Source organism: Paenarthrobacter nicotinovorans (genome assembly GCF_021919345.1).
GTDB lineage: Bacteria > Actinomycetota > Actinomycetes > Actinomycetales > Micrococcaceae > Arthrobacter > Arthrobacter nicotinovorans.
In genome coordinates this window covers 1,809,681-1,835,186 of the sequence record NZ_CP089293.1, presented here as the reverse complement: position 1 = coordinate 1,835,186, position 25,506 = coordinate 1,809,681, and the positions used below count along the sequence as shown (strand labels likewise).

Genomic DNA, 25,506 nt, shown 5'->3' with positions numbered 1-25,506 from the left:
TCAGAAGAGCGCCACCTTGGGCGACTTCGGGAAGATGTCGTCCAGCTCGTCACGGTCTTCCTGGGTTGGTACCCAGCAGACCGCTTCAGCATTCTCGCGGACCTGTTCGGGCCGCGTCGCACCGGCGATAACGCTGCTGACTCCGGGTTGGGCAGCGAGCCAGGAGAAAGCCAACTGCAACTCGCTGATGCCGCGCTCCTTGGCGAACTGGCCGAAGCGGCCCAGCTGCTCCCAGTCGGCGTCGTGCACCAGGTTGGTCCGCGTATGGCTCAGCCTGGAGCCCTCCGGCGCCTTGCCCGCCGAATACTTTCCCGTGAGCAGCCCGTTGGCGAGGGGGAAGTACGGCAACACGCCCAGGGAGAACGCCTGTGCCGCGGGCAGGACCTCGAGCTCGGCGCGGCGGTCCAGCAGGTTGTAGTGGTTCTGCGTGGAAATGAAGCGGACACCACCTGATTCGCGTCCCACATACTCGGCCTGCGCTATTTGCCAGCCGGCAAAGTTGGAATGCCCGATGTAACGAACTTTGCCGCTGGAGACCAGGTCATCCAGGGCAGCCAGGGTTTCCTCAATCGGCGTCCGGGGATCCGGCGTGTGGAACTGGTAAAGGTCGATCCAGTCAGTGTCCAGCCGGCGCAGGGAGGCTTCGACGGCCTTGACGATGTACCGCCGCGAACCACGGGCATCGAAGTCATTGCCGTTCACCCCGCGCATGTCCATGCCGAACTTAGTGCCGATCACGACATCGTCCCGGCGGCCCTTCAGAGCCTTTCCCAGCATGGTTTCGCTGAGCCCCGGCTCGCGTCCGTAGACATCGGCGACGTCGAAGAACGTCACCCCTGCTTCAACGGCGGCGTGGACAACTGCGTCAGTGCCTTCCTGGGACTCCGTGGGCGTATTGGCACGCCCCAGGTTGTTGCAGCCCAGCCCTACAGCTGAGACGGTCAGTCCGGAATGGCCAAGGCGTCGGTATTCAGTCATGAATTCACCCTATCCCGCTCCCACGGGAAGATAGTCACCCCGGGCAACAAAACCCTAGCCGCCGGCAGTACCGTAGGTGATTCCCGATTCCTCCATGGCATCCTCAAGCTGGGCGATGGCCACTGGACCCATGCCGTGGAGCTTGGAAACCTGGCCCTCACCGTACTCGGCCAGCTGCTCCAATGTTTCTATGCCCTGATGGGCCAGTGCGCGCTTGGCCGGTGCTGCCAGGCCCTTGGGCAAAGGTGTATGTCCGGGCCAGTTGCTCTTGGACGACATGGGGTTCCCTCCTCGTGCATTGGGTGCTACTTAGAGACTAAAGCCCATACCTTGCTTCGGCGAGTGCTTCACCTTGAACGCTGCGGGATCTCCATGGGGCGCGGCAGCCACGGTGAGCTTCGTGAAGTCCAGGTCTTCGCCGCGGACACAGATCTTGACGGCGTTGACGGCTTTGTTGACATCCGGGCACAGGCAAAAAATGTTGAGGTGGCCGTTGCCGATCTCAGAGCGGTCCACGATCCCCAGTCCACGCCACGCCAGTTCGCCGGTAAGGGCCGCTTTCGCCTTCCTTTCCAGATGGCGGTCGCGTTCTGTGCCGTCCTTGGTCTTCAGCGCAATCTGCGCCACCACCCAGAACTGCTCGGACTCGGGAATCTCGGCGTAGCCGTCTTCCTCGCACTGGGCGGCAAAGGCGGTCATCAAACCTTCGACAGCGGACTCGTCATCCACTCCGGTTTCGTTGGTCTTGCTCTGGTGGCCAACTACCCCGTGGTTAACCACGAACTGCTGGTCTTCGTCGTCGTACCAGGCTTCGCGAAAGTGCAGTACACCCTCGTCGTCTGTCTTGTACGTCCGGATAATCCCGGTCATGCGCGTCCTTTCCTGAACCACTCGGCGCTGGGACTGCTGGACCCCAGAACGTCGAACGGTGGTTTCATGGTGTCCACTGCTTCGTATAGCGCTGCGCATTCGGTACGCATGGCGTCCACTGTTTGTCCCGGATAGACCATGGCTGCCCGGTGTTCCTCGAACTCGTCCTCATCATCAACAAACACCCCGTGCGTGGTGGAACGGATGACGTCCAGGTCCATGTCGATCATGTGGAACTCGGTCACACCGGCTTTGATGGGAGTCCAGGCGTGGGCGGTGGCCAGGTCCACATAAATGCGGAAGTCGCCCGGGTAGCTGTCATCGTAGAACGTTGCCACGTACTCGCCTGTCCTGGGTACAAGCAAGATGGCATCAGAAGCGGTGTAGAACGCCGCCCCCGGGCGGGAACAGAACTCCCCTGCGCCCTGGAATATCCACCAGCCGTAAATGTCCTCACCAAGATAACGGCCGGGAACAACCCAGTGGGCGGTGCCGTCCCACTTCCTGTTCCGCGCCACAACAAGGTCTCCAGGCTGCAGGGCGCCCGGTCCGCGATCGTCCCTCACAGGGTGGGCAAGCTGCCTGTAGTGGGGTGCTCCTGACCCGGGAGGGGGCGTGCAAAGGGGACCTTGGTCCCCAAAACCTGGGCAACGACGTCGTGCGTTATCTTTTGCGCGGTGAGCCCGACGCGTTCCAGCACCTGGCTCCGGGAACCGTGCACCAGGAACTCCACCGGCAAGCCGACCTCGTTCAGGGCAGTATCCACGCCGGCTGCACGCATTTCCTGGCGGATGCGGGAACCAACGCCACCGGCGCGTACGCCGTCCTCGATGCAGATCACCAAGCGGTGACGGGCTGCGAGGGCGATGATTGATTTCCGGACCGGAAGGACCCACCGCGGATCCACCACTGTTGAACTGATGCCTTGGGCGCCCAGGCGGTCGGCCACGTCCAAGGCCAACTCGGACATCGCACCTACGCTGACGATCAGGACGTCGTTCTCAGTGGAGCCTGCAGGCCTGCGCGCAAGGATGTCCACGCCGTCGTGGAGCCGTTCGATGGCTTCAACTTCGGAACCGACACTGCCCTTGGAGAAGCGCACAACGGTGGGAGCATCGTTGATGGCAACAGCCTCACGGAGTTCTTCGCGGAGCCGGGTTGCATCGCGGGGGGCAGCCAAATGGAGGCCAGGAACAATCTGGACCATGGCCATATCCCACATGCCGTGGTGGCTGGGCCCGTCCGGACCGGTCACTCCGGCGCGGTCCAGGACAATGGTGACACCGGCTTTGTGCAACGCAACGTCCATCAGGAGCTGGTCGAAGGCACGGTTCAGGAAGGTTGCGTACACGGCAACCACAGGGTGCAGGCCGCCGAAGGCCATTCCTGCGGCCGAGGTCAGGGCATGTTGCTCGGCGATGCCGACATCGATGACGCGTTCAGGATGGCGCTCAGCGAACTTATGCAGCCCCACCGGGATGAGCATGGCGCCGGTGATGCCGACGATGTCCTCGCGCTCGTCAGCAATGTCCGCGATCTCCTCGGCGAACACCGAGGTCCACGACCTGGCACCGGGGATTTCAGTGGACTCCCCTGTTTCGGGGTCGATGATGCCCACGGCGTGGAACTGGTCCGCCTCGTTGGCGAGGGCGGGTGCGTACCCGTGCCCCTTCTCGGTCATGGCATGCACAATGACAGGCCCGCCGTAGGCTTTCGCCGTGTTGAGGGCATGCTCCATGGCCTGGAGGTTGTGTCCGTCGACGGGGCCGATGTACTTCATCCCCAGGTCCTCGAACATGCCCTGCGGGGCCCACCAGTCCTTGATGCCCTTCTTCATGGCGTGCAGGCTCTTGTAGGTGAACTGGCCGGCCGGGCCGCCGTTCTGCAGCTTCTTCTTCCACCAGTCGAGCATCCGCTCGTACGCGGGGGCAGTGCGGAGCGAATCGATCGTGGGGCGCAACGAGGCAAGGTAGTCGGCAAAACCACCGACAGTGGGCGCGTAGGAACGTCCGTTGTCGTTGACCACGATCACGACGCGTCGCCGCTTGTCAGCGGCAATGTTGTTGATGGCCTCCCATGTCATGCCACCTGTCAGCGCACCATCGCCGACAACCGCGACGACGAATCGGTCACCTTCACCGGTGAGCTGGCGGGCGCGGGAAATTCCGTCGGCCCAGGACAAGGATGACGAGGCGTGGGAGCTTTCCACGATGTCGTGTTCGGACTCGGCCCGCTCCGGGTAGCCGGAGAGCCCACCCTGTTGACGGAGGGTACTGAAGTCCTGGCGACCCGTCAGAAGTTTATGGACATAGGACTGGTGGCCGGTATCAAAGACGATGCTGTCGCGCGGCGAATCGAACATCCGGTGGACTGCAAGGGTAAGTTCAACCACGCCCAGGTTCGGACCGAGGTGGCCGCCTGTCGCGGCGACGTTGGTGATCAGGAACTTCCTGATTTCGCCAGCCAATTCTTCCAGCTCTTTGCCGGACAGTTTGGCCAGGTCCTGTGGATCCTTGACGGTTTCCAAAAGTCCCAACGGCCCTCCTTAGGGTGAATGACGTGCTCGTTAACTTTAGCGCGTGCCCGGTGCCGCGCGTTCCCCCGGCCACCGATTCGGCGGGGCGGAATTATCCCGGACGCCAGCAGCCCCGGCCGGTCAATCGACCAGCCGGGGCTGCATGGCACCGTAATCGGCTGAAACCAGCCGGATTACGTTATGCGGAGATCTGACGCAGAACGTACTGCAGGATGCCACCGTTGCGGTAGTAGTCCGCTTCGCCCGGGGTATCGATACGCAGCACAGCATCGAAGGACTTGGACGTGCCGTCCTCAGCCGTTGCCGTGACCTTGAGCGTCTTCGGCGTGGTGCCGTTGTTCAGCTCGGTGACGCCCTCAACTGCAAAGGTTTCCGTACCGGTCAGGCCCAGCGTTGCAGCCGACTCGCCGGCCGGGAACTGGAGCGGAAGGACACCCATGCCGATCAGGTTGGAGCGGTGGATGCGCTCGTAGCTCTCGGCGATGACTGCCTTGACACCCAGGAGCGCAGTGCCCTTGGCTGCCCAGTCACGGGACGAACCGGAACCGTATTCCTTGCCTGCCAGGACAACCAGCGGCGTTCCCGCAGCCTGGTAGTTCTGGGCTGCGTCGTAGACGTAGGCCTGCGGTGCGCCTTCCTGGCTGAAGTCGCGGGTGAAGCCACCTTCGACGCCGTCCAGGAGCTGGTTCTTGATGCGGATGTTGGCGAAGGTACCGCGGATCATGACTTCGTGGTTGCCACGGCGTGAGCCGTAGGAGTTGAAGTCCTTGCGCTCCACACCGTTGGCCAGGAGGTACTGGCCAGCGGGGGTGTCCGACTTGAAGGAGCCGGCCGGGGAGATGTGGTCCGTGGTGACGGAATCGCCAAGCTTCAGGAGCACGCGGGCACCCGAGATGTCCTTGACGGGATCCGGCTGCGCCTTCATGCCCTCGAAGTATGGGGGCTTCCGCACGTAGGTGGAGTCCTCAGCCCAGGCGAAGGTGTCACCGGCAGGGGTGTCGAGTGCCTTCCAGCGGTCGTCGCCGTCGAAGACGCCTTCATAACCCTTGGCGAACATGGCCTCGTCGATGGAGGAGTCAATGACTTCCTGCACCTCGGTCGGGTTCGGCCAGATGTCCTTCAGGAACACCTCGTTGCCTTCGGAGTCGGTGCCCAGGGCATCGGTGTCGAAGTCGAAGTCCATGGAACCAGCCAGTGCGTAAGCGATGACCAGCGGCGGCGAAGCCAGGTAGTTCATCTTTACGTCCGGGTTGATGCGGCCTTCGAAGTTGCGGTTGCCCGAGAGGACTGCCGTCACGGAGAGGTCGTTGGCCTGGATTGCTTCGGAGATTTCCGGCTCAAGCGGGCCGGAGTTGCCGATGCACGTGGCGCAGCCGTAACCCACGATGTAGAAGCCGAGCTTCTCGAGGTACGGGGTCAGGCCGGACTTTTCGTAGTAGTCCGTGACCACCTTGGAGCCGGGGGCGACGGACGTCTTGACCCACGGCTTGGAGGTGAGGCCCTTGTCCACGGCGTTGCGTGCCAGGAGGGCGGCAGCCAGCATGACGGAAGGGTTGGACGTGTTGGTGCAGGACGTGATCGAGGCGATCGACACTGCGCCGTGGTCCAGTTCGAATTCGCGTCCGTCAGCGGTCTTCACGTGAACCGGCGACGACGGACGGCCGTTCGCACCATTGGCGGCGGACGCAACGCGTGCCGTCTCCGTGGTGTGCGAGTCGGCGTGCGTGAAGGACGGCGAATCGGAAGCGGGGAAGGATTCGTCCAAGGCCTCGTCCACGCTGCCGTCTTCGATGGAGACGTAGTTGTGGATGTCCTTGCGGAACTGCTCCTTGGCATCCGTGAGCTCGATGCGGTCCTGGGGACGCTTCGGGCCGGAGATCGACGGAACAACCGTGGAGAGGTCCAGCTCGAGGAACTCGGAGAAACGCAGTTCGCGGGAAGGGTCGTGCCAGAGGCCCTGCTCCTTGGTGTACGCCTCCACCAGGGCGACGTTCTCTTCTGAGCGGCCCGTCAGGCGCAGGTAGTCCAAGGTGACGTCGTCGATCGGGAACATGGCGGCCGTGGAACCGAATTCCGGGCTCATGTTGCCGATGGTGGCGCGGTTGGCCAGCGGCACAGCCGCAACGCCTTCGCCGTAGAACTCGACGAACTTGCCCACAACACCGTGCTTGCGCAGCATTTCGGTGATGGTCAGGACGACGTCCGTAGCGGTTGCGCCGGCCGGAATGCTGCCGTTGAGCTTGAAGCCGACAACACGCGGAATGAGCATGGAGACCGGCTGGCCGAGCATTGCTGCCTCGGCTTCGATGCCACCGACGCCCCAACCCAGGATGCCAAGGCCGTTGACCATGGTCGTGTGGGAGTCAGTGCCCACACAGGTGTCGGGATAGGCACGGACGACGCCGTCAACCTCGCGGGTCATCACGGTGCGTGCCAGGTACTCGATGTTGACCTGGTGGACAATACCGGTTCCCGGGGGAACGACCTTGAAGTCGTCGAACGCGGTCTGGCCCCAGCGAAGGAACTGGTAGCGCTCACCATTGCGCTGGTACTCGATCTCCATGTTGCGTTCCAGCGCGCCCGAGTTACCGAACGCGTCGATCTGGACGGAGTGGTCGATAACCATTTCCGCAGGCGCCAACGGGTTGACGCGCTTGGGGTCGCCGCCAAGTTCCTTGACGGCTTCACGCATGGTGGCCAGGTCAACAACGCAGGGAACGCCAGTGAAGTCCTGCATGATGACACGTGCCGGGGTGAACTGGATTTCCGTGTCGGGCTCCGCGTTGGGATCCCAACCGGCCAGGGCGCGGACATGGTCAGCCGTTATATTGGCGCCATCCTCAGTCCGCAGGAGGTTTTCAAGCAATACCTTGAGGCTGAACGGAAGGCTGTCTGCGCCCTCTACGGAGTTCAACCGGAAAATTTCATAGTCGGTGCCGGCTACATTCAGTACGCCTTTGGAACCGAAGCTGTCCACAGTGCTCATGGCAGGACTCCTCTCGCAACAGTTTCATCTTTGTCGCGTGGTTGGCCGCTAGCCAGTTAGGTGGACCTTACTTAGCCGGGCGGCATCTCTGTTGGTCACCCCACCCCGGGGGTGTTCATTCCTGCGGAGCGGGACTACTACGCCCATCGTAGTGGCATTGTCTCCGCCACGGGCAGCCATCCGCCAAAGCCGCCCCGTCCGCAGTCTCGCGCGGACGGGGACCGGCCCAGCTAGGCGGCCGGAACGATCAGGCCAACCGTTTCGAGATGGTGGGTGTTGGGGTAGAGATCAAAAGCCCGCAGCGACTCCAGCCGCCATCCGCCCTGATGGAAGTAACCCAGATCACGCGCAAAGGAAGCGGGATCGCAGGACACATAGGCGATTGCACGCGGGCCGGTGGCCATCAATTGCTTGACCACGGTTTTGCCTGCGCCGGCCCTGGGCGGATCCAGCACCAAGGAGTCGAAGCTGCGGGACCGCTGGTGCAGGACCCGCTCCACGCGGCCCTGGACTATTTCCACCTGGGGCGATCCATGGAGGTTCTTGCGGGCGTCCCGGCTGGTGCCCGGCGAGCCCTCGACAGAGAGGACCGAACCAGTGATCCCTACGGCGTCCGCCAGAGGGGCCGTAAACAGCCCGGCGCCGGCGTAGAGATCGGCGACAGCCGCACAGTGCTCCAGATACCCGCCGCGGGAAAGATAGTCCGTCACAGCTCCAACCAGGGTGTTCGGTGCGTCCTTATGGATTTGCCAGAAACCCTCTCCTGTTACCCGGTAGTCGTGGCCTGCGGCACTCTCCTGGACCCAGGTCCTCCCCCGCAGTTGCTGGACCTCGCCCTTAAGGGGATCGAAACCCGCCACGGAGACGTCGCCTGGCAGTTGGGAGACGATGCTGTGCAAGCGTTTGGGGCTGGTGCCTTCCTCCGGAGCCAGGAGGATCAGGGGCCTGGAACCGTTGGCTGGGACAGCGACCTCCACACGGGCTATGCCGGAAAGGTCAATGTCCCATAGCCGGAGGTCGTTGATCCCCTGCAGGGCCAACGGCATTTCCTTGACCGGAAGCACCATGTCCGAGCGGTGGGCATGCATGCCCAAGCGTCCATTGGAGGTCACCGCGAAGCTGGCGCGCGTACGCCAGCCGAGTCCGTCGTCGTGGTTCCCGCCGACTGCCTCCACCTCGGTGGCGAGATCCAGGCCGGCCAGCCGTTTCAGCTGTTCGGCGAGAACCTCTGCTTTCAGGCCACGCTGCCGCTCGAGCGAGATGTGCCCCAGTTCGGCGCCGCCGACCGGCGGGGCACCCCGGTTCCAGGACGCCAGGGAGTCCGCCGCCTTCCAAAAGTGCGGAACGCGGTCGGGCGAAGCGTCCAGGACCTCCACGACGTCGGCGCGCCAGAAGCGCGACGAGTCACCCGAGTCGGTCAACCGGACGCGGACCTTCTCACCGGGGATGGCATGCCGGACGAAAATAACGCGGCCCTCGTGACGTGCGACGAAATGCCCGCCGTGGGCGATCGGACCGACGCTGACGACGAGTTCATCACCGTCCGCTGCCTGGGCTCCGTGAGTGTCGCTGTGCCCCGTGCGGGGCGGATTGCTGTGGGGGGTCATTGGGTATCCTGCAGTGCCTTTGCTTCTTCTGACGACTTCAGTTGCCACGGAACGCTGGCAACCATGACTCCGGGTTCAAAGTGGAGCCTCGTCTTGATTCTGAGTGCTGTCTGGTTGTGGACCAGCTGTTCCCACCACTTGCCCACCACATACTCCGGGATGTACACGACGATGAGGTCGCGTGGAGAGTCCCGGCGCATGGTTTTGATGTAGTCCATGATGGGCGTGACAGTTTCACGGTAGGGGCTGGCCAAAACAGTCAAGGGAACGGGAATTTCCAGTTTTTCCCAGTCCCTGACGGTGTGTTCCGTCTCTTCGGAGTTGATGTCCACGGTGACGGCGTCCAGACGCGAAGGCCTTGAGGCGCGGGCATAGGCCAGCGCCCTCAGGACCGGTTTGCGCACGTGCGAGACGAGAAGTACGGCGTGGACCCGGGTAGGCAGTGCGCGGGGAGAGGAGTCTTCGTCGACTGCGAGTTCCTTGGCGACATTGTCATAGTGGGCCCGGATGCTCCACATGATGAGGAAGAGGATGAACATCGCGAGCAGGGCGATCCAGGCACCCTGTTCAAACTTTGTGATGAGGACAATCACCAGCACCAGTGCCGTCATCCCGAAGCCCATCATGTTGATGGTGCGGGATTTGATGATGCGGCGCCGGACAACCTTGTCCTTGGCCAGCTTCAGCTCACGGCCCCAGTGGCGGATCATGCCCAGCTGGCTTGCCGTGAAGGAGATGAAAACGCCCACGATGTAGAGCTGGATCAGCTTGGTGACATCGGCGTTGAACGCGAGGATGAGGACCAAGGCTCCGGCTGCCAAGGCCAGGACACCGTTGCTGAAAGCCAACCTGTCGCCCCTGGTGCGCAACTGGCGGGGAAGGTATCCGTCCTGCGCAAGGATGGAGCCCAGTACGGGAAATCCGTTGAAGGCGGTGTTGGAGGCAAACACCAGGATGATGCCGGTGGCTGCAACGACGATGTAGAAGAGGATGGAGCCGGAGCCGAAGATCGTATCGGCGATCTGGCTGATGGCCGGGGTTTGGATGTAGCCCTCGGGAAGCGGCTTGCCGTCCACCAGGAACTCCTTTGCCGGGTCCAGGACGATGTGCACCTTCGTGGCATTGGCCAGGTAGAGGATTCCAGCCAGCATCGAAGCGGCAATGACACCCAGGAGCAGCAGCGTCGTCGCTGCATTCTTGCTCTTGGGCTTCTTGAAGTTGGGTACGCCGTTGCTGATGGCTTCGACGCCGGTGAGGGCCGCGGCTCCCGAGGAGAAGGCCCGAAGCAGCAGGAAGGCGCCGGCAAGTCCCACCAGGCCTTCATCGAATCCGGGCGCGGGAACGATTGTGAAGTTGGCTGACGGGGCCTCCCCCAGTTGTCCGGTCGCCGCCTGGAAGATTCCAACGGCCGTCATGCCCAGGATGGACGCCATGAAGATGTAGGTAGGAATGGCGAAGACCGTGCCGGCTTCCTTGATTCCCCGCAGGTTGACCAACGCAAGGATGGTGACACCTATGGTGGCGATCAACGCCTGCTGGCCGTGGAGCGAGGGGATGGCGGTGGTCAGGTACGTCGCAGCCGAGGACATGGACACCGCGACGGTGAGGACGTAGTCAACCAGCAGGGCCGACGCAACCGTAAGGCCCGCATACTTGCCGAGGTTGACGTTCGCGATCTCATAGTCGCCGCCACCGGACGGGTAGGCATGGACGTTTTGGCGGTACGAGGCCACCACTGTGAGCAACACCACCATGACGGCGAGGCCAACCAAGGGCGAGAACGCCACGGCGCTGACCCCGGCCAAGGCGAGCGTAAGCAGGATTTCATCCGGGGCGTACGCCACCGACGACAGGGCGTCCGAGGCGAAGATCGGCAATGCGATGCGTTTGGGCAACAGCGTGTGGGACAGGCGGTCGTTCCGGACAGGCCGGCCCACCAGCACCCGCTTCGCGGCATTCAAAATTGTCAGCACTCCGCAAAGCTACTCTGAATACCCTGCGATGTCATGACGACGAAGGCGTGCTTAGCCGGCCGGCGACGGTAAAGTCATACCGAGCGGCAGGGACAACACACATTAGGAGACATGGTGGCTCACTTCGTGATCATGGGTTGCGGGCGTGTTGGCGCAACTCTGGCACACACTTTGGAGGATGCAGGCCATTCCGTGGCCATCATCGATCAGGACGAGCGGGCCTTCCGCCGGTTGCGGAAGTCCTTTACCGGGCGCAAGGTCACCGGAGTGGGCTTTGACCGGGACACCCTCAAGCAGGCCGGCGTGGAGGAAGCCTACGCTTTCGCAGCGGTCTCCAGCGGCGATAACTCGAACATCCTGGCCACCCGGGTGGCCCGCGAGACCTTCCACGTTGCCCACGTGGTGGCCCGCATCTACGACCCGGGACGCGCCGAAATCTACCAGCGTCTGGGCATCCCCACGGTTGCCGCCGTGCGTTGGAGTGCGGATCAGGTCCTTCGCCGCATCCTGCCCGAACAACACCTGGCGGGCGATTACCGCGAACCCTCAGGCCGTTTGGTCCTGGCTGAAGTGGACCTGCACCAGGATTGGATCGGCCACAGGCTCAGCTCCATCGAAGAGGCCGCCGGTATACGCATCGCCTTTCTTACCCGCTTCGGAGAGGGCCTGCTTCCGCAGGCCGGCACCGCCTACCAGGAAGGCGACACGGTCCACGCCATGCTGAGCCTGGACCGAACATCCGAGATCAGCCGGATCCTCGCCAAAGCACCCGCCAAGGAGTCTTAGTGAAAGTTGTCATTGTTGGCGCAGGCAGCGTCGGCTCGTCCATTGCGCGCGAGCTCCTGGCCCACCATCACCAGATCCTGCTCATCGATCTCAAACCCGAGGTCATCGGACGCAGCGGACTCCGCGGTGCCCGGTGGCTGGTGGGCGACGCCTGTGAGCTAAGCACCTTGCAGGACGCCAAACTTGACGATGCCGACGTCGTGGTTTCAGCCACAGGCGACGACAAAGTAAATCTGGTCGTGTCGCTTCTCGCCAAGACCGAGTTCGGCGTCGGACGCACCGTCGGACGCGTCAACAACCCGAAGAATGACTGGATGTTCAACGACTCCTGGGGTGTTGACGTCGCGGTCAATACTCCCCAGCTCATGACGGCCCTCGTCGAGGAAGCCGTGGAGATTGGCGACATCGTGCGCCTGCTGACCCTGCAAACGGGTGTGGCATCAATCGTGGAGTTCACGGTTCCGCACGACTCCCATGTGATTGGGAGCACCGTGGGTGCGATTGAATGGCCCGAAGATTCAACACTTGTGGCCATTTTGCGCGACCAGGCCCCCATCACCCCCACGCGGGACGACGTCCTCGATGGTGGCGACGAGCTCTTCTTCGTCACCACCATCGCGGCGGAAGATGGTCTGCGGGCACTGTTGTCGAAGAATTCAGGCGCCGGCGAAGACTCCGGCGAACACGCCGCGGAAACGGCTCAAGCGTCCGACGACGACGGCTTCGACGGCTGAACTCCGGGCTTGGTGACCAGCCACGCCACCCACAACCCCAGGATGTAGAGCGGGGCACCCATCAGGAGCCGGGTGGTGGCAAGTGCGGTCAACCCGTCCTCGCCCATGAAGTACAGGGGAACCTGCACTACCAGGCGCAGGGCGAGCACAGCCACCACGATCCAGGTGCCGAGCTTGTAAGCACGGAGCCGCTCAGGATCCTTCCGCCATTCAAGGCCCTCATTGCGGACGAACCCGAAGAGCAGGCCGGCCACGGGCCATTTGAGCACGATGGAAAGGACCATGGCGGCGATGTACGCGAGGTTGGTGAAGAACCCGAGCACGTAGAAGTCCTCGGCCTTCCCGGTGGTGTTCGCGAGCCAGGCGGAAATACCGACTCCAACCACGCCTGCCAGCGCCTGTGTCAGGGGGCGCCGCTGGATCAGGCGGACGACGGTAAAGACTGCTGCAGTCGCCAGGGCGGCAACAAGCGACGGCGTCAGGTCCCGGGTGATGGTAAAGGTCACCAGGAAGACAAGCCCCGGCAGGATACTCTCGGCAATGCCTTGCACACCACCGGCCGACTTCAACATGTCCACGTGGCCGGCGCTGTTGCGGTGAAGTCCTGCTTTTTCGGCGTATCCGGCGGCGATGTCGGACATGCGCGGCTTATCCGTGTCGGGCGCCGGTGCCTCCAGACCAGGCCCCTCGCCGCGTTGGGGCGAAGACGGTCCGGTGTCCTTGGGGTCTGATCCGTTGGCGACGGTCATAGGTGCTCCTGACGGGAAAGTATTTCGTAGCGCGGGTTGAACATTGCCGGGAAACCGTCAAGCTGCGTCACCATGCCGTTGAGGCGAAGTTCCACGCCGGCTTCGATTCCCGGTACACGTGTCCGGCCGAGCCAGATGACGCGCAGGCGGTCGTAGGGCTTCCTGGCTCCCCCGCTCGTCGCGGAGGGCTGGATTCCCGGCCTGAGGGCGTCCACCACCATAGCGGAGAAAAATGGCTGTTCGCTGGGTGGCTGGTGCGTCACCGACTCGATGATCCCCGTGCATACTGCCCTTCCCCGCTCGGGAAGATCACGGATCCCCCGGTCCCCGGGGCGCTGCGACGCCACTCCCCCGTGGCCCGGCGAGTCAGCCAATCTGGGTGATCTCCGGGCCTCGCTCGGGCTGCTGAAGGGTGGAGTCCGACGGCGGCACGGCTCCCTGGGGAGCGGCGGCCGGGCCGGGAACGGCTGCATCCTTGGGCAAGCGCAGCTGCAGCAGTTCTCGTGGCGGCATCGGATTGTCGCCGCGGACCACTACTACGCGGCGGAAGAGCTCCTCCAGGCCTGCTGCGGCGTCACGTTCCAGGGCAGCCTGCCCACCGAGCACGCCGCGCAGGAACCAGCGGGGCCCGTCCACGCCCATGAAGCGGGCTGCGCGGAATCCCTTGCTTCCATCGGCGGCCTCGGCCGGCAGCTTGGCTACGAGTTCGGTACCGAAGTCTCCCTGGATTTCTTCCGTTTCGCCGCCCTGGCTTGCTACGGACTGGGTGATCTGTTCCCGGATTTCATCCCACAATCCTTCCGAACGTGGTGCAGCAAATGCCTGCAACTGCAGGCTGGAACCTGCCAGATCCAGCGTCACTGCCACCACGCGTTGGGTTGCTTCTTCCACCTCAAGGCGGAGCTGTAGACCTTCAGCAGGCGCGATCAGCAGGGCACCCAGGTCAACGTACCCCTCGCGGCTGTCGATTTCATCCACGTCCAGGGGACCTTTGCCCAGACGGAAGTCACCCCGCGCCGGGGACTCACTGGTTTGGGGATCTTGCGCCTCGGCACCGGATTCCTCGACGGTGCCGGCGGTGTCAGACCGCTCGGCCTTGGACTTCTTGCCGCGCCCAAAAAGCATTGGGTTTTCTCCTTAGTAGTGGTCTGTCCCCAAGTAAACCGCAACCACGTTAATCCACGTTAACCGCGCAACAGCGTCAGAGGGCAGTCGGCAGCACGCGCCGATTGAGTAGTCGGCTCAGGCCTTCGGTGCGTTGAATCCGCCCGTGGAACCGAAGCCGCCGGTGCCGCGGACGGAATCGGACAACTGGTCCACGGTAACGAACCGCGCGTACTCCACACGCTGAATCACCATCTGTGCAATTCTATCGCCGCGCTTGAGGCTGATGGCGCTGTTTTGATCGGTATTGAGCAGTGTCACGGCAATCTCGCCGCGGTATCCGGCATCGACGGTTCCCGGAGCATTGACGACAGTCAGCCCGTGTTTGGTGGCGAGTCCCGACCTCGGATGGATGAGGGCGACGAAGCCGTCGGGCAAGGCGATGGAGACCCCCGTCGGAACGAGCTTCCGTTCCCCCGGGGCCAGATGCACGTCCTCGCGGGCGCGGAGGTCGGCTCCGGCATCGCCTGGGTGGGCGTAGGACGGGGCTTCCAGGCCGGCGTCGAGCATTTTCAGCTGCACGTCCAGGGTCGGGGCACCGTACGCTGCGGTGGTCTCCGCATCAGGGCTGGCGGTGTCTGTACTGAATACTGCGGTCTCGTTACTCACAGTGGTTCATTCTACTGTTATTGGCGCTGCCTGCTCCGGTTGCGGCCCCGCAGGCATGCACGCAGTGGTGTCAGCCGCCGGATAAGCTGGGTACATGCCTACGCCTGACCAGTCTTCCCCCGTGCCTGCCCGGAACACCCCAGCAACTTCCGGGGTCCTGTACACGGAGAAGCTGTGGCCGTCGTTGTGGATCTGGATTGTGGTCCTGGGCCTGTCAAGCGCAGGCCTGCTGATGTTCGGACCGATCAGCCCTATGGCCGGAATTATCGCAGCCCTCGCCTTGCTGGCCATCATGACCACCATGCTGGTACTTTCCACTCCCACCATCACCGTCACCGCAGACACTGTGCGCGTGGGGCGTGCCAGCATCGACCGCGCGTTCGTGGGTTCGGTCCAGGCGTTCAAGCAAGCCGAAGCAACCGCCGAACGCGGACCGCGCCTGAACGGGCTGGCCTACATGTGCTTCAGGGGTTGGATCGACCCCGTGGTCAAGATCGAAATCACGGACCCGGCCGACCGCACCCCTTACTGGCTCGCTTCCTCCCGCCGGCCCGACGAGCTCGTCGCTGCCCTCAGCACACCCCGCGCCTAGTTCCTGCCCGCGGGCACGGGCCGCCTAGCTTTCACATTCCGTGCAGTACAGGTGACCGCCCCGTTCTGCAGCGATCTGGGACCTGTGCTTGACCAGGAAACAGTTGAAACAGGTGAACTCGTCAGGTTGCGGTGGCATGACTTGAATCAGGAGCTCTTCTCCGGAGAGGTCGGCTCCCGGGAGTTCGAACCCATCGGCAAGATCGGTCTCATCGACGTCCACTGCTGAGGACTGTTTCCCCGATTGGCGCGTCTTGAGTTCCTCCAGGGAATCCTCGCTGACGTCTTCCTCGGTCTTTCGAGGAGCATCGTAATCCGTGGCCATGGTCTTTCTTCGTCCTCCATACCTGCTCTGGGTGGGATCCGGGACGGCTCCTTGTCCGCCACCGGTGTATGGGTGCAACACCGGACACACGGGATTTGTGCCCGATATCGGCCAGATTGTCCTCCGGCGTCCGGCAAAAGTCCATAGCCCCCCGCCGCAGCACAGCATGGGGTCGAATCCGGCCGGTTTCTGCGGAATATCACGGCACGCCCTCGCTCCTAGTAGGAAAAGGCCCCCGCTGATGGCAGAGTTTCGAATGTCAGTTATGCCATGTGGTGGAGGGTGTTATGCAGGATCTACGGCTGGTAGGCGTCCACGACGACGGCGGGCACCTGCTCTTAAGCGGCCCGGGCGGTGCGATGTTCCAGCTGCCGATCGACGAAGCTCTGAGGGCGGCCGCGAGCCGTACCCCGGCACAGGTGGCCGCCCGCGCCTCCAACACGCCGATCGCCATGTCCCCCAGGGACATCCAGGCCAGGATCCGCAGCGGCGCAACAGCAGCTGAAGTCTCCGAGTTGTCAGGGCTCCCTCTTGCCAATGTCCAGCGTTACGAGGGACCCGTCCTCGCGGAGCGCGAGTACGTTGCCCGGCAAGCGCGTGCCATCGAAGTGGCGTCCCCCGCTCCGGGCCACGACGCCTACCGTTCGGCTTTCGGGGATGCCCCCGCCACCCTTGGTGAAATGGTGGACCACAGGCTGTCTGCCCACGGCATCGACTCATCGACGCTCGAGTGGGATTCCTGGCGCCGCCCTGATGGTTCCTGGACAGTGGTTGCCAGGTTCGAGACCGCTCCAGGCTCGCACGCCAGCATTGGTGAGGAACCTCCCGCCATGTGGACGTTCAGTCCGCAACGCAAGTCACTGCAAAACGCAAACCGTTGGGCCCAGCAGCTCAGCGAACTTGAACCACTGGATGGCCCGGTGCCTGCCCGACGGCTCGCCGCCGTCTCGGACCGCCCTTTCGATTTTGAGACCGATGCCGAAACTGCCGCCCGTGCCTCGGCGAAGGAATCGGACAGCCTCCTGGAAATGCTCCGTTCACGCCGGGGACAGCGCTTGGGCGTCGACGAAGACGGCGACGACGCGTTGGCCGTCTTGTTGAGCAACGTGCCTGCGGCCCATCCCCGACCTGGCGACGACACTACTGATGCCCCCGAGGACGACGGTCTTTCCCAGGGCGCTTCCAGTGTCCCCGTTGCCGAGGAACCCGCACGCAAGGACGGACGGCCCTCAATGCTTTCCCGGCTGAGCCTTGCCCCCCGGCACGTCGAGGCTGATGACGATGACGATTCCCTGAAGCTTCACAACGGCGTCAGCACTGACACCCGCGAAATCACGGTGGTGGCCGGCCCGGTTCGTCCTGTTACTTCACTGACCGGCCGTAAGCCGGCCGGTCTCGACGAGCTCCTGGGTGGCGGCCCGGGCAGCGAAACTCCAGCCCCTGCTGCCGGGCGCCAGCAGGACACGTCCACGGACGAAACAGCGGCGGATGAATCCACCGAGCCCGGGGCACCGCAACCCGCCGACGCCCCAGCCGAACGCCAACCAGCACGCCCCAAGAGGTCCAGCATCCCCAGCTGGGATGAGATCGTGTTCGGAGCGCGCGGAGACTAGCGCTGGGCCTGTTGTCCGGCTCCCGGCCAGAGGCACGCATCGATGTCGAACGGCAACGGCTGATCGCCGCCCGCCATGAGGTTGGCCCCGTGGGCCGTGACCCTTCGCATGTAATGGCGTCGGCACAGAGTCTCGTAACCGACGACGCCGGCATCGGCCCGGTCTTGCGCATCGGCGTCTGAGGCGGTGGGAGCGACATCACCCACCATGACCTGTTCGCCTTCCACCACCATGATGCCGTTGAGTGTGCGCGCATTCTGGGTTGCCCGGCGGCCACACCAACAGAGTGCCTCGACCTGCAGGACCTGAACCTTGTCGGCCAACTCGATGAGCCGCTGGGATCCCGGGAACAGCCTGGTGCGGAAATCGGACGTGATTCCAAAAGCGAAAACGTCGACGTCCATCTCGTCCACTACCCGCGCCAGCTGCTCCACCTGGACCGGTGAGTAGAACTGTGCTTCGTCGCAGATGAGGTAATCCACGCGAAGTCCGCTGGTGCGGCGGATCACGACTTCGTCCCAGAAGTCCGTGTCGCCCCCCACCTCCACGGCATCGGTCTGGAGCCCCAGCCTGCTGGAAATCGTGGAATCACCTGCCCTGTCGTTGCAGCTGAACCGGACCCCACCGCGGCCCCGGGCACGGTGGTTGTGGTCCATTTGGAGGGCCAACGTCGATTTTCCGCAGTCCATCGTGCCGGAGAAGAAGACCAGCTCAGCCACGTTTGCCCTGCCTGCCCGCCGCAGGGAAGCAGAGAAGCGGCACTTCGCGTTCGGCGCGGGTCAGTGAACCGTGCTGGCCCACCACCTCAAGCGAGGCTGGTCGGGCACGGCGGGTGTCGTACAGGGCCAAGGTGTCCCTGGCGGCAATCATGATGTCACCAATGCGCGGAGCTACCTCGGGAAGGACGTCGCCGAACAAGCCGGCTGCCACTGCCTGGTCGCGGGTGAAGACCCAGATCCGTTCGCCAAAGCGCCGGCGCCAGGCATCAACCAGCGAATCACGGTGTGCCTCTGTGGCGTCAGGTTCCAGATAGAGGTGCACCATGCGTGGTTCCCCGGCTGTGTGCCGGACACCGGCCACCAACGAGGCATCGGCCGCGTAGTCGATCCGCTGGGATGCAGGGACGTCGAGCATGCCGTGGTCACCGGTCAACAGGATGGTGGTCCCTGCCGGCAGCGTGGCGGAAAGCCGCTTCACCGTGGAATCAAGCTCTTCGAGCTGGTGCTCCCAGCGATCGGACTGGCAGCCGTAACGGTGACCGGCTTTGTCGAGTTCATTGACGTAGAAGTACATCAAGGACCGGCCACCACCGGACATGGCTTCAGCCGCAGCGGCAGTTCTTGCGTGCAAGCTGGTCCCTCCAATGAACCGGCTTCCCCGGAGCGCAGCCTGGGTCATGGGTGAATTCCCAAACTGGGGCAGGCTGACCGTGACAACGTCCAGCTCGGCGGCCACGCGTTCAAAGACCGTGGCATTGGGCTGCCAGAGAGCGGGATCCACCTGGGGGTCCCAGTTCCCAAGGAGGTTGACCACCTTGTCCTGTCCAGGGTCCAGGACGTCGTACCCCACCATCCCGTGCTGCCCGGCGGCCAGCCCCGTGCCAAGGCTGGCAAGGGAAGCGGCCGTGGTGCTCGGAAAGGCGGAGTCAATCCACTGCGGGACGCTTCTCTGGCCCGCCGCAATGACCGAGCGCAGGAACGGCGTGTGGGAAGCCTTTTGCTTGAGCAGGCTCCTTCCCAAGCCGTCGGCCAGCACGACACAGACCCGGTGGGTTGACGGCAGCTGGAGCTGGTTGCTGAAACCGGGGACCCCTAGCGCCGCCGCGGAACTCGTCAAGACTTCAGCGATCGATTTTGTCCCGTAAAGGGGTGGAGCTGGAAGGTCAGCTGCCGCGGAGTCCACCGGCGCGGGGGTCTGCGCGGTGTCCCTCAACGCTGGTGCCCACGGCTCAGGCGGCTGCTGAAGACGCCCGAACGCGGCCTGGGGGCCGGAATGCCGGAGTGCTGGACCGGGGCGGGATTTCCCGTGTTGACTGCGCGCAGCGCCCTGGCGAAGAGTTTGGCGTCCTGGACGGCCTGCAGTCCATCGGCTTCTGCACTGATACGCAGAACGATGTCTTCCTGGGCGATGGTTCCGCTGTAGCCGTGGTCAGCTTCGCACTGGGGGTCTCCGCAGCTTGCAGGGCCCATGTCCAGCCGTTGTCCGCCGGACCAGGCTATGGATACCGTCAACTCGCGCACGGGATCGGATGGTTTGTAGTTTTGCGGCTGGGAGTACATGTAGCTAAGGACCACCGAACGGATCTGGGCAACAGGTACCGACTCCGTGGAGATCTGGGCAACGATCTGCTCACCGGCCTCGTCCAGTTGCTGGTCATCCACATGGGTAATCACCAGCATGTCCTCCGTGAGGACAAGCACGGTGATGTGCCGGCGGACCTCCGCACGGTCGAAGTGCGTCTCGAGGTGGACCAGGTGCGACAAGCACTCGCGGCCATCGAGGGCATCGTCAACGACGTCGGCCACCAAACGCGGGTAGAACCCTGCCTGCTGCAGGGCCTGCTCCAGGCTTTGTCCTTGGGAACTGTGGTGGTGTCCTGCGTGGTTCCCGGTGGAGGACGGGCGGGACTGAGGCGTCGGAGACTGGGTGCTCATTCCCCCATTTTCACAGATCGCATGGTGACTTCCTAACCGCGCACCGTGCCCCTGTGGCTAACTTCGCATCGCACGGCGGGCACTGTCGGTACGCTGGGCCGCGTTGCCGATCCACACCTCGGCTCCGAGGATCGTGGCGCCTGCCGGGCCTGCAAGTACGGGGTTGAACTCAACCAATGCAATCCCAGGGTGGTCGTCCTTGAGTTTGGCGAGCCGGGCTGCGATGTCTTCAAGGGCAGCGACATCGACGGCCGGGAGCCCCTGGTAACCGAAGAGCTTCCTGGAGGCACGAGGCGAACGAATGACATCGTGAAGATCCGCGGCCGAAAGTGGCGGCACCCTGTGGGCCCAGTCATCCAGGAGGTTCACCGCGTCACCGGCCAGTCCGAACGACACGACGGGCCCCAGGAGCGGGTCCTCCATGGCACGGAAGGTACACGCCTGCCCCACGGGGGCCATGGCTTGCACTTCCAGCGACGGAGAGCCGTAGGGCTCCAGGGCCCGGCGCATCTGTGCGATGTTCTGGCGCAAGGATCCGGCATCCTGGATGTCCAGCCGCACGCCGCCCAGGTCAAGCCGGTGTCGAAGCGCCGGCTCGGTAGTTTTCAGCACCACGGGCCAGCCCGCCTTGTCCGCGGCACTGACGGCTTCCTCATCCGTGCCGAAACCGAAGCTGGGCAGCACCTCGATACCGTAGCCGGCCAGCAGGGCCGCAGCTGCACCGGCGTCGAGCTTCCTGATCTTTTCACCCGTGACACCGGCGAGCATCGCCGCGAGTGTGTCCCTGGTGCCGTCGACATCGCAGCCTTCAGGTTCCACGAAGAGTCCCTGGTCGCGGTCCCGCCACTGGGCGTACCGGACAATCGACGCCAACGCAGCTACAGCTGCCCCGGCATTGGAGTAACAAGGCAACAGTGGCCTACCGTCAGCTCCCACCATTCCTTCGACGTGGACGGAGGGGTCCAGGATTCCCGTGAAAGCCGCGATGATGGGCTTTCCCGCCTCCGCAGCGCACTCGGCCAGGACGCTGGCCAGGGCCTCCACTGTCAGGCCGCGGGCCGGGAGGAGAGCAGCCACCACAGCATGGACGGAGGTGTCCGCGAGGCTCTCCAGCAGGCTGGCCCTGAGCGCCGGCAGCGCGAGGGACATCCCGGCATCGAGGTCCACGTCGGTCACCAGGCGGTTGACGTCCAGGCCCAGTGGCACGGCACTGTCCGCCACCACCTTCGCCAGCGCAACCGAGTTCGAATACACGGCCAACCCCGGGCCCTGCGGCAGCGCTTGGGAGGAGGCGATCTGGGCGATGTCCATGAGTTGCTCGATGGTGTCCACGCGGATCACGCCCGCCTGCCGCATCATGGCATCCAGTGCCGCAGCGGGCGCCTGCGTGGTCCGGACCTCATGCCCGGGCGGCAGGCTGAGGCCAGCGACGTCGGATTTGGCGACGATCACCGGCTTGTTGCGCGACAGGCGGCGCGCCAGCCGCGAAAACTTGCGCGGGTTGCCAATGGACTCAAGGTAGAGGCCCACGGCGGACGTGTCGGCGTCGTCCTCCCAGTACTGCATGACGTCGTTACCCGAAACGTCAGCGCGGTTGCCTGCGGACAGGAACGAAGACAACCCCAATCGACGGCGGCTGGCGGCCGCGTACACCGCCACACCCACGGCGGCCGACTGGCTGAACAGGCCAAGGCTTCCCCGGGGCGGCATGGCGGGGGCCATGGACGCGTTCAAGGAAACGGCCGGGTGGGTGTTCAGGATCCCGAGGGACTCCGGACCGATCACGCGCATGCCGTTGGCCCGTGCCCGCCGTACCAGCTCATGCTGGCGTGCCAGGCCCCGCTCGCCGTCGTCGGCAAATCCTGCCGTGGCCACAACGATCCCCTTGACTCCTGTGGCGGCACATTCGTCCACCACCTTGGGCACTTCGTCATAGGGAACGGCGATGATGGCCAGCTGGACGGGCCCCGGAATTTCGGACAGTTTCGAAAACGAGATCATGCCGGCGAGCTCGAACGCCTCCGGATTGACTGCATAGACAGGTCCCTTGAAGCCGCCTTCAATGATGTGCTCGAGCAGTTGATAGCCGACGGTCCCCCATTTGCGGCTGGCACCGATGACAGCCACCGACGACGGCGACAACAGGTCGCGTACGCTGCGCGCCTCGGCGCGGTGCTCACGGGACTCCATGACTGCCCGCGATTTTTCCGTGGGGTCGATGTTGAACTCGACGCTCACCACGCCGTCGTCAAAGTGGCGCTTGAGGTCATACCCGGCGTCGGCGAAGACCATCAGCATCTTGCGGTTGTCCGGCAGGACCTCGGCGGTGAACCGCCGGATGCCGTTCTCCCGGGCGGCCACGGCGAGGTGCTCCAGGAGAATCGAACCGATGCCGCGCCCCTGGTGGGCGTCGGAAATGTTGAAGGCCACCTCGGCTTCGCTGGGATCATCGAGCCGGTCGTAGCGGCCTATTCCCATGATTTCGCCACCGATGGTGATCACGAACGCCACGCGGTTGATGTGGTCGACCTCGGTGAAGCGCCGCACTTCCTTGCCGGACAGTTTGGGCTTGAAGGAAAAGAACCGCATGTAGATGGACGCCTGCGACTGACCTGCGTGGAAAGCCTGCAAAGCCTCGGCGTCCTCGGGCCTGATCGGGCGGAGGTGGGCCGTTCCGCCGTCGCGCAGCACGACATCGGCCTCCCAATATTCCGGATAAATGCCGACGCCGGGCTGATCCACCATAGGCTTAGCCTAGCTAAAACATCCGCAGTACAACTCTCAAGGATCCACCGACCCCATGGCCCGCAGCCAATCTTCCGCACGCAAAGCCGAACCGCTCGGCGATTTCACCGAGAACATCGTCGATATTGACGTCACGTCCGAGATGGAAGGCTCCTTCCTGGAGTACGCCTACTCGGTGATCTACTCGCGCGCCCTTCCGGACGCGCGCGACGGCCTGAAGCCTGTCCAACGGCGAATTCTGTACATGATGTCCGACATGGGCCTGCGCCCTGACCGGGGTCACGTCAAGAGCGCCCGTGTTGTGGGCGAGGTCATGGGAAAGCTCCACCCCCACGGCGACGCGGCCATCTACGACGCCATGGTCCGCATGGCGCAGGACTTTTCGCTCCGCCTGCCGCTGATCGATGGCCACGGCAACTTCGGCTCGCTCGACGACGGCCCGGCGGCTCCGCGTTATACCGAGGCACGCCTGGCGGCTGCTGCGCTGACCATGACCGACCACCTCGATGAAGACGTGGTGGACTTCGTCCCGAACTACGACAACCAGCTCACGCAGCCCGAAGTCCTTCCTGCAGCTTTCCCCAACCTGCTGGTCAACGGCACTACCGGCATTGCCGTTGGCATGGCGACGAACATGGCTCCGCACAACCTGGTGGAAGTCATTGCGGCCGCCCGGCACCTGATCGCCAACCCCGACGCCACCCTGGATGAGATCATGCGCTTCATCCCCGGTCCGGACCTGCCCACGGGCGGTCGCATCGTGGGTCTGGACGGGATCCGGGATGCCTATGCCACCGGTCGTGGATCCTTCAAGACACGCGCCAAGGTGGAGGTGGAGCAGTTGTCCGCCCGCCGCACCGGCCTGGTGGTCACGGAACTCCCCTATATGGTGGGCCCTGAAAAGGTCATCGAGAAGATCAAGGATGCCGTCAATGCCAAGAAGCTGACAGGCATCAGCGACGTCGTGGACCTCACGGACCGCAACCACGGTCTGCGTCTGGTGATCGAGCTCAAAAACGGCTTCAATCCCAATGCCGTGCTGCAGCAGTTGTACCGCTACTCGCCCATGGAAGATTCCTTCGGGATCAACAATGTCACGCTGGTGGATGGGCAACCGCAGACGCTCGGCCTGCTGGAACTGCTCCAGGTCTATGTGGCACACCGCCTCAACGTGGTCCGCCGGCGGACAGCTTTCCGCCTCGGCAAGAAGAAGGACCGCCTCCACCTGGTGGAAGGTCTGCTGATCGCTATTGTCGACATCGACGAGGTCATCCAGATCATCCGCTCCTCGGATGAGGCAGCGGCCGCCCGCGAACGGCTCATGTCCATCTACGACCTCACCGAGATCCAGGCGAACTACATCCTGGAGCTACGGTTGCGGCAGCTGACCAAGTATTCACGGCTTGAACTGGAGAAGGAACAGGACGAACTGCGCCGGGAAATCGAGGCGCTCGAAGCCATCCTGGCCTCCGACGAATTGCTTCGCGACCTCGTGTCGGGAGAGCTGGGCGTCGTCGCCGAAAAGTACGGCACGCCACGGCGGACTGTGCTCCTGGAATCCGAGGCCGTATCCCCCACGGTTGCCGCCGCCCTGGCCGCCGCGCCAGGTCCCAAGGGGAAGGCAGCGGCCCTTCCCCTGGAGATTCCGGACGACCCCTGCTGGGCCTTGCTCAGCACCTCGGGGCAGATTGCCAGGACCTCCAACCAGGAGCCGTTGGTTGAAGCCGGTCCGCGCGTCAAGCACGATGTGTTCCGCTCCGTGGTCAAGACCACTGCCCGTGGAGAAATCGGTGCCGTGACATCGCAGGGGCGGATGCTGCGCCTGCAGGTCATGGATATGCCGGTGCTGCCGCCTGTCTCAGGGCTTCCCAACCTGGCTGGAGGCGTTCCTGCCAAGGACTTCATCACGCTTCTCAAGGGAGAAACGCTCATCGCGTTTGTCCCCTTGGACGCGGTTCTGGCCGTCGGTACGCGGCAGGGAGTGGTGAAGCGCGTTCAGCCGGACTACCCGCTGAACCGCGAGGATTGGGAGATCATCGCCCTGAAGGACAAGGACTCGGTTCTCGCTGTGGAGCCCGCCCAGGAGGACGACGTCGATCTCGTCTTCGTGACCAGGCAAGCCCAGTTGCTGCGGTTCAGTGCCTCCAACGTCCGCCCGCAGGGACGCACGGCCGGCGGCATGGCCGGTATCAAGCTTGCCGCTGGTGACGAGGTGGTCCACTTCGGTGCCGTGCGCACCAACGATTCCGCCGCCGTCGTGGTGACCATCGCCGGCACCACGGGTGCGCTGCCGGGCACGGCCCCTGGTACCGCGAAGGTGACAGCTTTCGAGGAGTATCCGGCCAAGGGCCGCGCCACCGGTGGCGTCCGCGTCCACCGTTTCCTTAAGGGCGAAGACACTCTGCTTCTGGCGTGGGCCGGGCATGGACCGGCCAAGGCGTCGTCCGCGGCAGGGGTGGCACGCGCCCTCCCCCATGAGCACGGAAGGCGCGATGGCTCCGGCGTCCCGTTGTCACAGCCGGTTGAAGCCATTGGTCCGAGCATGACGTGGGCTGAGGCCTCAGAATAGTGCCCGCGCCGGGCATG

22 protein-coding genes are annotated in these 25,506 nt (G+C 63.9%); 5 read left to right on the top strand and 17 right to left on the bottom strand.

Translation table 11 applies throughout. The features are described from left to right. From JMY29_RS08510 to JMY29_RS08475, 8 genes are all read right to left on the bottom strand, one after another. The gene (locus tag JMY29_RS08510) at positions 1–978 is read right to left on the bottom strand and encodes an aldo/keto reductase (RefSeq protein ID WP_189075713.1); all 978 of its coding nucleotides are present in this window, start codon (positions 976–978) and stop codon (positions 1–3) included. Positions 979–1,032: 54 nt separating this feature from the next. Beyond that, the gene (locus JMY29_RS08505) at positions 1,033–1,257 is read right to left on the bottom strand and encodes a helix-hairpin-helix domain-containing protein (protein WP_018778674.1); all 225 of its coding nucleotides are present in this window, start codon (positions 1,255–1,257) and stop codon (positions 1,033–1,035) included. A gap of 30 nt (positions 1,258–1,287) precedes the next feature. Beyond that, complete coding sequence (locus tag JMY29_RS08500; protein WP_189075714.1) at positions 1,288–1,848, bottom strand: hypothetical protein; 561 nt, start codon at positions 1,846–1,848, stop codon at positions 1,288–1,290. Next, the gene (locus tag JMY29_RS08495; protein WP_189075715.1) at positions 1,845–2,414 is read right to left on the bottom strand and encodes a DUF402 domain-containing protein; all 570 of its coding nucleotides are present in this window, start codon (positions 2,412–2,414) and stop codon (positions 1,845–1,847) included. The genes JMY29_RS08500 and JMY29_RS08495 overlap by 4 nt, the downstream gene beginning before the upstream one ends. After that, positions 2,411–4,384 (bottom strand): 1-deoxy-D-xylulose-5-phosphate synthase, encoded by a 1,974-nt coding sequence (gene dxs / locus JMY29_RS08490; protein ID WP_018778677.1) that lies wholly within the window; start codon positions 4,382–4,384, stop codon positions 2,411–2,413. Before dxs ends, JMY29_RS08495 begins: the two co-directional genes overlap by 4 nt. A 178-nt stretch (positions 4,385–4,562) precedes the next feature. Beyond that, positions 4,563–7,370 (bottom strand): aconitate hydratase, encoded by a 2,808-nt coding sequence (locus JMY29_RS08485; protein ID WP_018778678.1) that lies wholly within the window; start codon positions 7,368–7,370, stop codon positions 4,563–4,565. A 230-nt stretch (positions 7,371–7,600) separates the two neighbouring features. Then, complete coding sequence (locus JMY29_RS08480; protein WP_189075716.1) at positions 7,601–8,977, bottom strand: class I SAM-dependent RNA methyltransferase; 1,377 nt, start codon at positions 8,975–8,977, stop codon at positions 7,601–7,603. Further along, complete coding sequence (locus JMY29_RS08475; protein ID WP_039240785.1) at positions 8,974–10,950, bottom strand: APC family permease; 1,977 nt, start codon at positions 10,948–10,950, stop codon at positions 8,974–8,976. Before JMY29_RS08475 ends, JMY29_RS08480 begins: the two co-directional genes overlap by 4 nt. Positions 10,951–11,064: 114 nt before the next feature. Between JMY29_RS08475 and JMY29_RS08470 the strand changes: the two genes are divergently transcribed. Both JMY29_RS08470 and JMY29_RS08465 read left to right on the top strand, forming a co-directional pair. After that, positions 11,065–11,736, top strand: a complete 672-nt coding sequence (locus tag JMY29_RS08470; RefSeq protein ID WP_026267290.1) for a potassium channel family protein — start codon at positions 11,065–11,067, stop codon at positions 11,734–11,736. Continuing rightward, on the top strand, positions 11,736–12,470 hold the full coding sequence (locus JMY29_RS08465) for a potassium channel family protein (RefSeq protein WP_018778682.1): 735 nt from the start codon (positions 11,736–11,738) through the stop codon (positions 12,468–12,470). Before JMY29_RS08470 ends, JMY29_RS08465 begins: the two co-directional genes overlap by 1 nt. Here JMY29_RS08465 and JMY29_RS08460 read toward each other — a convergent pair. The 4 genes from JMY29_RS08460 to dut form a co-directional block, all read right to left on the bottom strand. Beyond that, positions 12,437–13,219, bottom strand: a complete 783-nt coding sequence (locus tag JMY29_RS08460) for a DUF3159 domain-containing protein (RefSeq protein WP_018778683.1) — start codon at positions 13,217–13,219, stop codon at positions 12,437–12,439. The genes JMY29_RS08465 and JMY29_RS08460 overlap by 34 nt on opposite strands. Further along, positions 13,216–13,482 carry a hypothetical protein gene (locus JMY29_RS08455; RefSeq protein ID WP_229778591.1) on the bottom strand — a complete coding sequence of 89 codons (267 nt, stop codon included), beginning with the start codon at positions 13,480–13,482 and terminating at the stop codon, positions 13,216–13,218. Before JMY29_RS08455 ends, JMY29_RS08460 begins: the two co-directional genes overlap by 4 nt. A gap of 103 nt (positions 13,483–13,585) precedes the next feature. Further along, on the bottom strand, positions 13,586–14,344 hold the full coding sequence (locus JMY29_RS08450; RefSeq protein WP_018778685.1) for a DUF3710 domain-containing protein: 759 nt from the start codon (positions 14,342–14,344) through the stop codon (positions 13,586–13,588). 117 nt (positions 14,345–14,461) lie between these two features. Next, complete coding sequence (dut, locus tag JMY29_RS08445) at positions 14,462–14,992, bottom strand: dUTP diphosphatase (protein WP_018778686.1); 531 nt, start codon at positions 14,990–14,992, stop codon at positions 14,462–14,464. A 94-nt stretch (positions 14,993–15,086) separates the two neighbouring features. Between dut and JMY29_RS08440 the strand changes: the two genes are divergently transcribed. After that, positions 15,087–15,584 carry a DUF3093 domain-containing protein gene (locus JMY29_RS08440; protein WP_189075717.1) on the top strand — a complete coding sequence of 166 codons (498 nt, stop codon included), beginning with the start codon at positions 15,087–15,089 and terminating at the stop codon, positions 15,582–15,584. A gap of 24 nt (positions 15,585–15,608) precedes the next feature. On the opposite strand, the gene JMY29_RS08435 is transcribed toward JMY29_RS08440, so the two are convergent. Continuing rightward, on the bottom strand, positions 15,609–15,908 hold the full coding sequence (locus tag JMY29_RS08435) for a DUF4193 domain-containing protein (RefSeq protein ID WP_018778688.1): 300 nt from the start codon (positions 15,906–15,908) through the stop codon (positions 15,609–15,611). 287 nt (positions 15,909–16,195) lie between these two features. On the opposite strand from JMY29_RS08435, the gene sepH reads away from it, so the two are divergent. After that, positions 16,196–17,521, top strand: a complete 1,326-nt coding sequence (gene sepH / locus JMY29_RS08430; RefSeq protein WP_189075718.1) for a septation protein SepH — start codon at positions 16,196–16,198, stop codon at positions 17,519–17,521. Here the strand turns inward: sepH and JMY29_RS08425 are convergent. From JMY29_RS08425 to JMY29_RS08410, 4 genes are read right to left on the bottom strand one after another with little or no spacing between them, the layout of a single operon-like run. After that, entirely contained in the window at positions 17,518–18,240 is a 723-nt protein-coding gene (locus JMY29_RS08425) for a thymidine kinase (protein ID WP_018778690.1), read from the bottom strand. The genes sepH and JMY29_RS08425 overlap by 4 nt on opposite strands. Continuing rightward, positions 18,233–19,453, bottom strand: coding sequence for an alkaline phosphatase family protein (locus JMY29_RS08420; RefSeq protein ID WP_189075719.1), 1,221 nt, complete (start codon positions 19,451–19,453; stop codon positions 18,233–18,235). The genes JMY29_RS08425 and JMY29_RS08420 overlap by 8 nt, the downstream gene beginning before the upstream one ends. Beyond that, positions 19,450–20,175 (bottom strand): DUF5998 family protein, encoded by a 726-nt coding sequence (locus JMY29_RS08415; RefSeq protein WP_018778692.1) that lies wholly within the window; start codon positions 20,173–20,175, stop codon positions 19,450–19,452. Before JMY29_RS08415 ends, JMY29_RS08420 begins: the two co-directional genes overlap by 4 nt. Before the next feature lie 57 nt (positions 20,176–20,232). After that, positions 20,233–22,920: a bifunctional acetate--CoA ligase family protein/GNAT family N-acetyltransferase gene (locus JMY29_RS08410; protein WP_189075720.1), complete on the bottom strand. Its 2,688-nt coding sequence runs from the start codon at positions 22,918–22,920 to the stop codon at positions 20,233–20,235. A 55-nt stretch (positions 22,921–22,975) separates the two neighbouring features. Here JMY29_RS08410 and JMY29_RS08405 point away from each other — a divergent pair, with 55 nt between their 5' ends. Beyond that, the gene (locus JMY29_RS08405) at positions 22,976–25,489 is read left to right on the top strand and encodes a DNA gyrase/topoisomerase IV subunit A (protein ID WP_189075721.1); all 2,514 of its coding nucleotides are present in this window, start codon (positions 22,976–22,978) and stop codon (positions 25,487–25,489) included. Positions 25,490–25,506 lie beyond the last annotated feature (17 nt).

Excerpts from the sequence above, each read along its gene's own strand:
- JMY29_RS08510 (WP_189075713.1), bottom strand. The coding sequence starts at position 978 with ATGACTGAATACCGACGCCTTGGCCATTCCGGACTGACCGTCTCAGCT.
- JMY29_RS08505 (WP_018778674.1), bottom strand. The coding sequence starts at position 1,257 with ATGTCGTCCAAGAGCAACTGGCCCGGACATACACCTTTGCCCAAGGGC.
- JMY29_RS08500 (WP_189075714.1), bottom strand. The coding sequence starts at position 1,848 with ATGACCGGGATTATCCGGACGTACAAGACAGACGACGAGGGTGTACTG.
- JMY29_RS08485 (WP_018778678.1), bottom strand. The coding sequence starts at position 7,370 with ATGAGCACTGTGGACAGCTTCGGTTCCAAAGGCGTACTGAATGTAGCC.
- JMY29_RS08480 (WP_189075716.1), bottom strand. The coding sequence starts at position 8,977 with ATGACCCCCCACAGCAATCCGCCCCGCACGGGGCACAGCGACACTCAC.
- JMY29_RS08460 (WP_018778683.1), bottom strand. The coding sequence starts at position 13,219 with ATGACCGTCGCCAACGGATCAGACCCCAAGGACACCGGACCGTCTTCG.
- JMY29_RS08450 (WP_018778685.1), bottom strand. The coding sequence starts at position 14,344 with ATGCTTTTTGGGCGCGGCAAGAAGTCCAAGGCCGAGCGGTCTGACACC.
- JMY29_RS08440 (WP_189075717.1), top strand. The coding sequence starts at position 15,087 with ATGCCTACGCCTGACCAGTCTTCCCCCGTGCCTGCCCGGAACACCCCA.
- JMY29_RS08435 (WP_018778688.1), bottom strand. The coding sequence starts at position 15,908 with ATGGCCACGGATTACGATGCTCCTCGAAAGACCGAGGAAGACGTCAGC.
- sepH (WP_189075718.1), top strand. The coding sequence starts at position 16,196 with ATGCAGGATCTACGGCTGGTAGGCGTCCACGACGACGGCGGGCACCTG.
- JMY29_RS08415 (WP_018778692.1), bottom strand. The coding sequence starts at position 20,175 with ATGAGCACCCAGTCTCCGACGCCTCAGTCCCGCCCGTCCTCCACCGGG.
- JMY29_RS08410 (WP_189075720.1), bottom strand. The coding sequence starts at position 22,920 with ATGGTGGATCAGCCCGGCGTCGGCATTTATCCGGAATATTGGGAGGCC.
- JMY29_RS08405 (WP_189075721.1), top strand. The coding sequence starts at position 22,976 with ATGGCCCGCAGCCAATCTTCCGCACGCAAAGCCGAACCGCTCGGCGAT.